Here is an 11,878-nt window from a genome sequence, read left to right as displayed (position 1 = left end):
ATGGAACGAGAAAAAGTATTACTGAATGTGCCTTACAAGTCCCAATTAGACAATGTTGTCGATCCTTTCTCAGCTTGCAACGTGACAGCTATCGCGATGGGGCTAGAGTATTTAGGGGTCAAAGCGAAAAGCGCCAAGGTGCAGCTAGAGGATGAACTTTCGGCTCATTGTAAGGAAAAAGGACTTGACCGACAAAAACCTTATGATTTAGCCAAAGTCGTCACCAATTACGGGCGCAAAGATATCTTTAGTGAGTACGCAACCGAAAATCAAATTAGAGATTGGCTTGGCGCTGGGCTGCCGGCAGTTACACATGGCTGGTTCACCAATGCCGGCCACATTATCACGATTATCGGGTATGACGAGGAAGGCTTTATCGTGCATGACCCCTATGGTGAATACTTTGTGGACGGCTACCGCACAGACCTCAGCGGGGCAAGCCTCCATTACAGCTATGAATTAATTCACCGCACCTGCGTAGGATCTGATAAAAGCTTCTGGGTTCATTTCCTCAGCCGGTAGCCGCGTAAAACTTCTGGGGATTCTTCGTAAGTTGATTGCGTGACGAATTCGTAGTCTGCAGGAGGTTCTACACCGACAGGTAGCGGATCGCCACCGGCTGCTAAGGGATGACCACCGCCTAATAGGACATTGGGCTGGTAAATCCGCAGTTCTTGTTGCAGAATGTTGTCTAAACCGGGATACTCGTCATCGTATTTAGCGCGGCGATTCACATTCGCGGCGGCTGCGCCTGGGGTGGCATGGTCAATGGGAACAGAAGAGACTAAACCTGTTGATTTGCCCTGTTGGTTAGCAGTTCCCAGAATCGTTTGCAGCGGCTTTTCATAGATATCTACGGCAACGGCGTTGTTATAACTTTTAACGCCGGTGTAGAGAGTTGTGGCGGTGTTGGCTGAATCTGGGTAACTCCACTTAATGTACTCTGGATCGTTCCCTGGTTGCCAAGGCACAGGGCCACCACGCGCTGGATCGTAGCCGACCAAGTTCCCCACTGCACCTTCCGATTCTAGTGCGCCGCCGGTGGCTGTGTTTCCCGGATTAAATGCAGGGTTGAAGCTGAAGCGAGGGCGGACATAGCTGGCACCTGTTTCAGGATTGGAATTATCTAAGGCCGAGTTGCCGGTGCTGAATTTTCCATCACCGTCGGCAATGGTTGTGCCGTAGGTTGTAGATAAAGCGTAGTTTGTCAGGTTCTGAAAACTCAAGCCTGTCCCTTTGCCGGCGGTGTAGTAGTCACTCAGGGTGTTTCCGGTACTACCGGCTTGCATTTGCTTGGCGATCGCGGCGGCACGGGCCATCTCCCAACCCATCCCGTCGCCGATCATGATGATCGTATTCTTAGGCATATAACTATTCCCCAATGTTTTCATGCTAGGAGAAGCAATTAGGCTTCACCCTGTGGCCTTGATAACTATCTAGGGGCAAGGTTGAGACGTGGCTATCAAACAGGTATGAAAAGCTTAAAAATTCCCTATATTTCAATTAAGGAAATTTATTTAAAAATGTTGAAAAGTTAAAAGCTGAAAAAGTTATAATAGAAAGTTTAAATTCACATTAAAATCATTGAGTTTTTGTGAGATGAAGAGTTCGCTTAATGATGCAGAATAGTCATCAAAATTTCCTCTTCCTAAAGTCGGATTTTTTATAAAAAAATAGATAGTAGGCTGTTTATGCTCTTTTTAAAGTCGGATTTCTAGTAATTTTTTGCTAGAAAGCTTCTGCCGGCAACAAGTTGGGGCAGTTTGAAGAAGTTGCAAACTCCCGGAAAGGTTAGCTATCGTTGCCGGCAGTCAATCAAAGAGACGATGTCTCAGTATTTGAGCGTTTTTGCTGTATTTGCTGGATTTGCCGTTGGGTAGCTTCTACCCCTTCTTGATCGCCAACTTCTTGATAAATAGCTAATGCTTGCTGATAGTAGTCCAGCGCTTTTTGAGGCTGATCTTGATTGTTATAGACTGCACCAATATTTGCTAAAACAATTCCCTCACTGCGGCGAATACCCAAGTCTTTAAAAAGTGCTAGAGATTGCTGGTGAGATTGCAACGCCTTTTCATGCTGGCCTTGATTGTTGTAAATCACTCCCATATAATCCAGAATAATTGCTTCGCCTTGACGCTCGCCAACTTCTTTGGAAATATCTAAAGATTGCTGATAGTAGTTCAGCGCTTGATCAAATTGGCTGGAATAGTCATAAATTCTGCCGATATTTCCCAGAACAATCGCTTCACTGCGCCGATTTCCCGTTTCTTTGAAAATTACCAAAGCCTGCTGTTGAAAATCCAGCGCTTTTTGAGAATCTCCTTGCCGATCATAAATCCTACCGATGTAATCGAGAGCAATTGCTTCTCCTCGACGTTCGCCGATCTGTTTGTAAATGGCCAAAGCTTGCTGATAATCCTCTAGGGCTGGGTTATACTGGCCGAGAATATCGTAAATTCTTCCTCGGCGAGTCAGAGTTACGGCTTCCCCAGGACGATCGCCAATTTCTCTATAGATGGCTACAGCTTGCTGAAGCGGTTGTAAAGCTTCTTTAAGTTGCCCTTGCTGATACAGTTGCTCTCCTTTTTGATAGAGTCGCTGTGCCTCACCGGCTCTATCTTGAGCAGTTTGGGCTTGTGCCGTTAGCGGTTTCCAGTTGGAAGTAAAGGGTAACACCGGCAAACTGAGTGACAGAAGCAGAGTTAGGGAAAAAAAACTGAAGTGCTTTAAAGGCCGGCGCATAAATAACGATCTCCACAAGCTTGTCAGAAATTGGCTTATTTAATAATTTATACTGTTTACTTATTTAGAGCTAGGTAAAAGTTGAAGTGGCATCAAAACTTTAATTTGCGTATTTTTAAACAAGATACTTTTCGATTGATGTCTTGCTGAGTCAATCGAGTGAAAACATAGGCCGATTATCCGACAGGCAAGTAGTGAAAAAAGTAACTGACGCAAGTGCTTCGTTAAATCTTTTCTTTCGGTGCCGGCACAATGCCAGATTTGCTCAAATTTGTATCGATTTCCCTCAGTAATTTAAAATCTATCTCTGGCAATGGATAAGTGCTAGTCCCCAACCAGCCGGTACTCCGAGAAGGCTGTTTTTCCAGAAAAGAAAACGCTTGGCGAAACTGCTGCGAATCTGCTTTAATGGGGGAGTCAAAGTGACAGGGAATAATTCGCTGAAAATCCCAACCGGCTACCCGATCAGCCCATTCCAAGGTTTCCTTCGGAGATCGGTTCAGAATGAGTGCTTGAAGAACAGGTGCAACAAACAAACGACCCTCGCCTCGTAGCGCATCAAATGACCGTTTCCATTCTGGGTTCCACTGGAAGGGAAACAAGCCGAAATAACCTTTCTTGGAACGATCTGGTGCTTTAAAAGCGTTGCGAAATATTTCACCCCATTTGGGAACTTCCAGCACACTTGGTTGAAAGTACATCGCAAATAAGCAAATACGCTGCCATCCTTTACGGCGGTTTTCCGGAGTGTCTTCTAGCCGATCAGTGGCATCATCCTTGGCATGGAATAGCAAGGGATAGGGATCAACTTCGACAATTGCTGGGGGATCTTTGGGGATAGAAACCACCGAGTCTGCTAGCAGCAGCGTGCGAGATCGGTGATCAAAAAAAGCAACTTCTGCAAATCGTCCAGGGCCAAGTTCCACCGGCCCTAAAATCGCGTAATCAAACTGGCCGGCAAAAGGAGTTTTGCTGCACTCTTGTGGAAGTACGTGAGTGCGTTTGGCCGGCAAGCCAAGCCAACTTAGGGGTAAATTTAGCGGGAAACTCCACTGAGAAGGCGCGACAAAGACCTGTGCACTGGGAAAGCGTCTGGCAAAGGGTCCCACAAAGACTTTGTGCTCTAAACCGGAGATCGTTGGCAGAATAATGTACTTAACGTCACCGTGTTTTTCTACTAACTCATTCATCAGTCGCACGCACTCAGGAGTCGGCGCAACCGGCGCATAGATCAGTAGACCGCCGCTATCGAGTTTGACCACTGTCATGCGAATAGGCACGACCACATAAAAGATGCCCTGAAGCTGGTCAAACGTCCAAACCGTATCCTTAACCACTTCTTGGCAGATAGTTTTCCGTCTGCCGTAAGGATAAATGGGCAGAGCCGGCCAGAACGGCCACGAAAAATCCTGAGAATGAATTTGTTGTCCCTGCATTTCCTGCCCGTTCCTAAAGTAGCCGGCATCAATTTAAAGATAATTTACTGTATTCCACACTCCCCTAGCCGCTGCGTCAAAGAAGGCCAACCGATTTCCCTTGTAATTAATGGTAAACCTCCATCCTTGGGTTTTTCAGTTAGACTGTTGCCGTCTAAATCTCCACTAGGACTGTACCAACCCAGGCGTTCATTAAATTTTAACCAATCTTTTCCAGCTTGTTCATAAATACGCCTTTGCACAGAAAAGCCTAAACGCCCTTTGCTACTTTCAACCCACAGCCGGTTAATCGTGCGTAAGTCAGTGCAAGGAAACTTTGCCATTGTTTCTGGGTCTATCCAAACTTCAGGAACTTCCTTGCCTTGATAAGCAATCCAAAGCATTAACCGCGTTGTTTCTGAATTAGCCTTTTCCCATTTGCCAGCCTTCAGTAAATCTTGAAGTTTTCCATAATTCGCTCCAACCTCTGAACTTTTCACCGAAGGGTTCACCGCTTCCACTCTGCCGGTGGGAGAATTCATCACGACAAGCGCCGTCGCAGAAACCGCAACAATCGCGCTGACGAATACAGCAAAATTAACCGACTTAAAGTAACTCATATCACCTCAAACCTCTTGCCAAACTAGATAGCTCATCTGCCAATATCTGCGTTTATCTGCCTACCCCTAACGACAGCCTCTCGCATACATCTGCGTTTATCTGCGTTTATCTGCGGTTCTATATAAAAAATTTCCAACCCAACCTGATAGCTCCAAACCAACGTATCCTCATGCTCACCGGCTTTGTTGTTGATACCACTGAAGATAACTCCATAAAGAATAGTCTCGATTCAGCCAACCTTGCAAAAAAACCTGCTGAGAAGGACTTTCTCTCACACGCTTGTAACGGTATTGAATGCGATTCTCAATCATCCGTTTAGCAATCTCTTCCTGATTTTGACTTTGCAAAGCCTGAAACGTCTCAGAATTAAAAGATCCCGTCACCGGCACTGCCAAAGCCTGCTGAAGAAATCGCACCGCTCCCGATCTACCAAAATTCACAGCCGTATCAAACATCGCCACACCCAAAATGGGAGACATTGACTCAGCCCTAGAAGCGTCCCAGTAACTATAGTAAATTTCCCAGAGTTCAGAATTATCCATCCGCCGCACATCTTGAACCGGCAACCCCTTGCCGGCTCGATACGCATCATATTCAGGTTGCAAAATTCCACGATACGTTTTGCCCCCCACATCTGCTGAATGATTCGAGTACCCGCCCTCAAAGTAAAGCGTAAAACGTAAAGCCGCTTGAAAAGACGCCGAATCAAAAGCTGCCACTGATTGAGCTTGCGCCCAACAATCAGCCGGCAATAGCGGAACCGACAAAGAACCTGCAAATAGTCCTAAAACCAGATTTAAAGCTAGAACCGGCTGACTTTTTCGCCCAGCCCATTCTCTAAAATTCATTGAGTAACTTTCCCCAGAAACTGCAAAAGATAATGCAGAATTTGTAGAGCGCAATCAACATAAAAAAAGTTCCCTGAAACAAAATTTCCTGAATGCCGGCTCCAAAAAACAATCCTCGCTTCATTCAATCAATTTCAAAGAAGTGATCGCTTTGCCAAAAATAGCCAACAGCCAAACCCTTAACTCAAAAAACTACAATGTATAAACATTGCTGACTCTCTTTGAAAACTCATCGCATCATGCTAAAGTAAATAAATACAAGGAAAAATCTTGCCAAAAACGACCCATATTACATAACGGGGCAGCGGGAGAGAAGAATTTTCCACCGGCACTCCCCTAACCCTGGCCCACCTGCAACTTAGTCCCGCCTTAAAAGTGGCAGCGTAAAGCAAAACGTGCTGCCCTCGCCCAAAGCACTCTCAACCCAGATCTCGCCATCGTGCTGGTGTACGATACTGCGGCAGATAGCCAAACCCAAGCCGGTGCCCCCCTTCTGGCGGGAGTCAGAAGAATCTACTTGCTGGAAGCGTTCAAAAATCGTTTCCAGTTTGTCTGCTGGGATGCCCCGCCCTTGGTCTTTTACACTAATTAAAAGCTGTCCGTCGCGATGATTTGCCAAAGACGAAGAACCCACTTCGCCGGCTAGCCCAACTATCGTCCCGGAAGAAGAATATTTTATTGCATTACTCAAGAGATTTGTCAATGCCTGGAGAATACGATCCGGGTCAGCCCAGAGTTCGGCGTCAACCGGCACCACAGAAAGCGCCACCCCAGCTTTTTCAGCCATAGTCCGCATCGTATCAGCCGCCTGCAACATCAAATCGCCGGCATTGCAAATTTGTTTATTCATCGCAATCTTGCTCGACTGGATGCGCTCAAGATCGAGAATGTCATTGATCAAACGCACCAAACGGTCAGTATTCGTCACCGCAATATCCAGCATCCGCTGCGCCTTCTGCGGGCTTTGGGAGAGTAGTCCTGCCGCCAGTAACCCCAAAGCCCCGCGCATAGAAGTCAGGGGTGTTCGGAGTTCGTGGCTCACCACCGAAATAAACTCCTCCTTCATCCGTTCCACCGCAAGGCGTTCCGTAATATCCTTAAACGTAACAACCGCCCCTACAATCGCCCCTTGCTCTCGAATCGGCGTGCTGACGTACTCAACCGGAAAACAAGAACCATCCTTGCGCCAAAACACCTCATTCGTAAGATGGTGAACTGAACCATCCTGAAGCGAAGCATAAATCGGACAATCTTGTGGCGAGTGATCTGCCGGCATCTGGTAGGCTGGCGCAGGGCATTTGTAAACCCCCACCCCCTTCGCAGACGCTGAACGCACCGCTAAAGCTTCCACCGTCCGAACCGGCGCAGATCCCAACTCGGAGGCTAGGGGAGTGGAAAACTGACCGTTAGGAATTTCCTCACTTGCCGGTTTGCCCTCTCCCCGATAAGCAATTAGCGGTTTTTGCAACAATATATGGATCGGCTGACCGAGGAGTTCTTTCAGTTCATAGCCAACCATTCTCGAAGCTGCCGGATTGACAAACGTCGTTCTGCCTCGCGCATCCAACCCGCAAATTCCTTCCCCTGCGGAATTCAAAATTAACTCATTTTGATGCCGCAGTCGTTCTAAAGCTGCTTCTATCCGCTTACGGTCGGTGATATCACGAGCAATTGTAGAAACCCCAATAATTCTGCCGACTGCATCAACAATCGGAGAAATCGTCATAGAAACATGAATTGGCTGACCATCTTTCCGCATCCGCATGGTTTCGTAATGCTCAAGACGCCCTCCCTGCTCAATTCGTTCTAGAATTCGCCGCATCTCAAAAGGATGGTCTGGTGGAGCGAGGATATTCATAGAGCGTCCTTTCATCTCCTCTGTCGAGTAACCATATATTTTTTCAGCACCGGCATTCCAGCTAACAACGATCCCATCCAATGTCTTACTCACAATTGCGTCATCAGAAGACTCTACAATTGACGCCAAGCGCACGAGTTCTCCCTCAGCGCGTTTGCGTTCAGTGATGTCGCGCCCCAACAGAACTAGACCTTTGCGGTTGTGGCAGTCGTCGAACAGAGGCACCTTGATCACATCGTAAATTTTTATCGCTCCATTTGGCTGGGGAATTACTTCTTCCGCACGAGACAACTTTCCGTTGTTCCAGGCAGCTTCATCCGTTCGCTCGCACCCTAAGAAAGCATCACGATAAAAACCCGATAAATTTGCCAGATCGGAATCTGTTTGACCAAGATAATTCAATCCTTCTAGCTCAAACAGTTGCAAGATCGCATCATTGGCTTCTAACCATCGCCCCTGCCCGTCTTTAAAACAAACAATATCGGGCATAGCATTAATTAGAGTCCGCAGTTGCTCTTCACTTTGCCTGTGCGCTGCTTCTACTCGTGATCGTGAGCAAATTTCCTGTTGCAGTTGTTCATTGGCTTTTGTGAGTTCGCCGGTACGCGCCTCAACCAGCAATTCCAACTGTTCGCGATATTGCTTCAACTCCTGCTCAGTGCGTTTGCGATTAGTGATGTCGCGCATGACTGAAAGATGGCGATTAGGCAAAAAGTTAGCAACTGCAGAATACTCAATTTCCACCAGGGTTTTATCCGGACGCTGTAGGCGAAACTCGCCGGTGATCCGCCCTTTGCTGCAAAAGATTTGCCAAGCTTGTTCAAAATCCAAACCGGCTTCAGGTACGAAGTCCATAATGTGGCGATTGATCAATTCTGCCGGCGACAAACCAAAAATCACCCCAGCTGCTGGATTGACGACAACAAAATGGCCGGTGTCATCGACAACAATCATGGCATCGAGTGCGCCCTCAAATACCGCTCGCAGTTGGTGAGCACTTTCCAACAGTGCTTCCTGCGCCTGCTTGCGTTCGCTAACATCTTGAAAATAAACGGCTAGTCCATCTTCACCTGGGTAAGCGTGAACTTCAAACCAAGTATTGAGCGGCTGGTAAAACCCTTCAAAGCTGACAGCAATGCCGGTGGAAACGGCTTGCTGATACTGTTCCAAGAAAATTGAGCCGACTGCCTCAGAAAACACATCCCAAATATTTTTACCTAAAAGTTCTTGCCGGTTCTTTTGTAAAAGCTGCTCGGCTTGGCGGTTAATATAGGTGAAATGCCACTGACGATCAAGGGCGAAAAAGGCATCCGTGATGCTTTCGAGAATGTTAACAATTCGCCGATTTGATTCACGCAGCGCTTCTTGCACCTGTCTCAGTTCGGTGATATCTTGATTAACAATAATTGCCCCCGTAACTTCTTGTTGGGCATTCCGTAGGGGTACGGCTGAGTTGAGAATGGTTTTGCGTTTTCCATCAAAGCACTGAATGTCAATTACATCGTTAATTGAGGTTTCGCCTTTGATAATCGCACGCCCTCCCGCCCACTCATCAACGCTGAGGGGTTTGCCGGTGTCAGCCCACCAACCTTTATATTCCGCGTATCTTTCGGCGTTGAGATAGCGAAGCCCGCCCCAAATTTGTTCACCGGCTGGATTTACTAACAAAATTTTACCTTGCCGGTCGGTAAACCAAATTCCCACCGGCAGAGTTTCCACCACGGTTCGTAGTAGTTCTTCACTTTGCTTGAGCGCGGCTTCGGCTTGAACTCTTTCGGTAATATCGCGGCAAGTGTAAAGGATGGTGCCGTTATTAATTGAAACGCGTTTAACGCTGACAAGTAAGGTGCGGTGAATGCCTATTTTTTCGGTTGGTTGCCACTCAATATTTTGAATTTCTCCAGAAATTTCTAAATGGTTACGATCAAACAAATTTTCTCCTAACAACTGAGCAATATTGCCCAAGGCTTGCACCTCTTCCAAGGAGCGATTAAATACTAGGTGGATGTTAGGGCAAATATAAGTAAAATCCCCACTATTATCGGTAATTAAAACGGCTTCGGAAATATTGCTAAGCGTCAATCGGTGAAGTTCTTCAGACTGTCGCAGCGCTTCTTCCATCTGCTTGCGTTCAGTCAGATCGCGGGCGACTGTCAACACTGCCGGCACAGATTGGTAGCTGAAAAAAGTCGCTGCCGACTCGACATCCACTTCTGTGCCATCAAGCCGGCGCAACTTTTGTTCGGTGAAGCGCACTTCCTGGGTTTCTGCTGTGCCGATGTCAGTTCTTGATGTCAGCATTTCCTGATAATCAGGATGTACGAAATCGCGCGCCGGCTGCCCGATGAGCTGTTCGGAACGGGTGGCACCGAGCAGTTTAACACCGGCACTATTGATCAAGTCGATCTTGCCGTAGCTTTGGACAATGATCGCTTCTGGGGAAAGTTCGACTAACTGCCGATAACGTTCTTCGCTTTCTTGCAATGCGGCTTGTGCTTTGGAGCGTTCAACACGAGTTCGCAGCGAAATTATACCATAAGCCACGTCATTTGCCAATTCTTGAAGCAGTTGCACTTCTTGGGGCTTAAAGGTATCCGGTTCGGCGATATAAATGGTTAAAACCCCAAAAAGATCGGTCTGTAAAGAAGGTGCTTCCGCTTCTAATTTTCCTTTGTCTTTTTTGCGGTTTGCATCCAGTAGGGGCAAGGCAAGGAAAGATCCACCGCAACCCGCCGTTGGCTCACACATCGGGTAATGATGAAAATCGCTGCCAAAGTTTTGCGCCGTATCAGTGCCGGTGAAAATTGAAAATTCAGCGGCTTCGTTTTCCCCCCTTAATTGTTCAAGCTCCACACCTGATCGGGCAACTGTCCGCAAGCGATCAGGGTTGCCCAGTTCGCTCAAGTCAACCCAGCAAGCACGGTATTTGCCAATTTCTACGATAATTCTACAAATATCGTGCAGTAATTCCGATTCGTCTGAAGCGCGGACAAGTGCCTGATTACAATCACAAAGAAGTCTTAGGGATCGGTTGGCTTGACAGAGTTCTTCGTCAATCTTTTTTCGCTCGCTCAGATCGTGAATAATTACGGAAAAACCGACTAACTCCTGCTTTTCACCCTTCGGATGCTCTTTGTTAGCATCCCGCAAAGCAGTGATCGTCATATTTGCCCAAAATTGCGACCGATCCTGACGCACGCGAACGCCTTCATCTTCGCACTGATCGGCGGTGAGCACCATTTGCAACTCTTGTGCCGGCTTGTCGCACCTAATATCTTCGCGGGTGTAAAAGCAGGAGAAATGCGCCCCCAAAATTTTTTCAGCGCGGTAGCCCATAATGCGTTCAGCACCAATGTTCCAACTCGTGACTCGCCCATCGATGTCCAGCATAAAAATGGCGTAGTCTGTCAGTCCTTCAATTAACAAGCGAAAGCTTTCTTCACTGTGCCGCATCAAAGAGGTGGCTTCTAACATTTCTTTTATTTTGCGCTGTTGCATTTCTAATGAGAGGCGTCGAGTTCGCAACAGGCTGTCCACCCGCAAGTTTAGTTCCACCGGCAGCGTGGGTGTGAGCAACACGTCATCAACACTACTGTGCCACGACGGGAGCGCTAGGCTGTGCAAATGCCGGCGATCCCCCACAAGTACAACGGGCAAAAATACGGGTTCTTCAGACGCTTTTCTCACTTCTAGCTGGTGCCGGTACTGCTCAAAAGCCGGTGCGTCCACAAGGCAAAGATCGAAACGCGCCAGTGCTACGACATCTGCTATCGGCTCATTCGTCTCTTCATCAGGGATTGTGACATGGTATTGTTTGGCTAGCTCAGCCGCTAGCCATTGCCGGTTTTCCTGATCGTGTAGCAAGAGTAAAATGCGGCTCATTGCTCAGCCTCTTGGTTTGAACGGCTTAACCAACTTTGATGTCGCGCTCTCGGATATCTCCTCTGCCGGTGAGTGATCTCCGATTTCAATGCTGTAGCGCATCCTCTTCAGATGAAGCATTCCCATCTGCATCCTGATGTTTATGATAATTTGCCTGTGAGGGCTTCGCTTGGACTCACGCCTGTTTCAGCACCTCAATTTCCCAAAACACTGCCTTCGAGACACTCTTTTTTTTGTTAATTTTCTTTCTCCAGTCATGGATACGGAACTTAAAGATTGACCGCTTTGCGCTTAAAATTGGGATGTTCAATAGGTTAAGAATTGTAACGATTCACTTGAGCATTTCTCCCCTTGTCCGCTCTCAATCTTTCACCAGCTTTAAGCAAAGTGTCTGTTTGCCTTCTCCTGGAAAAAAAGGAGTGGTATTGAGAGTTTTTGCTCAAAATTACCCGCTCGCCAAAGCTCTGAGTTATTTTGGCCGGCAACTCTTTTGTCTATTACCCCCTGCCTTA

The 11,878-nt window shown here is 47.2% G+C and carries 7 protein-coding genes; 1 reads left to right on the top strand and 6 read right to left on the bottom strand.

What is annotated here, in order from left to right; all coding sequences use genetic code 11:
* Complete coding sequence (locus tag H6F73_RS17310) at positions 1-522, top strand: C39 family peptidase (RefSeq protein WP_190760013.1); 522 nt, start codon at positions 1-3, stop codon at positions 520-522.
* Here H6F73_RS17310 and H6F73_RS17305 read toward each other — a convergent pair.
* The 6 genes from H6F73_RS17305 to H6F73_RS17280 form a co-directional block, all read right to left on the bottom strand.
* Positions 504-1,367: an alkaline phosphatase gene (locus tag H6F73_RS17305; RefSeq protein ID WP_190760012.1), complete on the bottom strand. Its 864-nt coding sequence runs from the start codon at positions 1,365-1,367 to the stop codon at positions 504-506. The two genes, H6F73_RS17310 and H6F73_RS17305, sit on opposite strands and share 19 nt — an antisense overlap.
* Positions 1,368-1,815: 448 nt before the next feature.
* The gene (locus H6F73_RS17300; protein ID WP_190760011.1) at positions 1,816-2,742 is read right to left on the bottom strand and encodes a tetratricopeptide repeat protein; all 927 of its coding nucleotides are present in this window, start codon (positions 2,740-2,742) and stop codon (positions 1,816-1,818) included.
* A 224-nt stretch (positions 2,743-2,966) separates the two neighbouring features.
* Complete coding sequence (locus H6F73_RS17295; RefSeq protein ID WP_190760010.1) at positions 2,967-4,178, bottom strand: DUF4336 domain-containing protein; 1,212 nt, start codon at positions 4,176-4,178, stop codon at positions 2,967-2,969.
* Between the two features lie 44 nt (positions 4,179-4,222).
* Positions 4,223-4,777, bottom strand: coding sequence for a GUN4 domain-containing protein (locus tag H6F73_RS17290; RefSeq protein WP_190760009.1), 555 nt, complete (start codon positions 4,775-4,777; stop codon positions 4,223-4,225).
* Between the two features lie 174 nt (positions 4,778-4,951).
* Complete coding sequence (locus tag H6F73_RS17285; protein ID WP_190760008.1) at positions 4,952-5,626, bottom strand: glycosyl hydrolase 108 family protein; 675 nt, start codon at positions 5,624-5,626, stop codon at positions 4,952-4,954.
* Between the two features lie 358 nt (positions 5,627-5,984).
* A complete protein-coding gene (locus H6F73_RS17280; RefSeq protein WP_190760007.1) occupies positions 5,985-11,366 on the bottom strand; it encodes a PAS domain S-box protein in 5,382 nt (1,793 codons plus the stop codon).
* Between the last annotated feature and the right edge of the window lie 512 nt (positions 11,367-11,878).

This window comes from Microcoleus sp. FACHB-68 (assembly GCF_014695715.1).
Classification (GTDB): domain Bacteria; phylum Cyanobacteriota; class Cyanobacteriia; order Cyanobacteriales; family Oscillatoriaceae; genus FACHB-68.
Note: the sequence above shows the minus strand (reverse complement) of the source record. Positions and strands in the feature narration are given on the sequence as shown.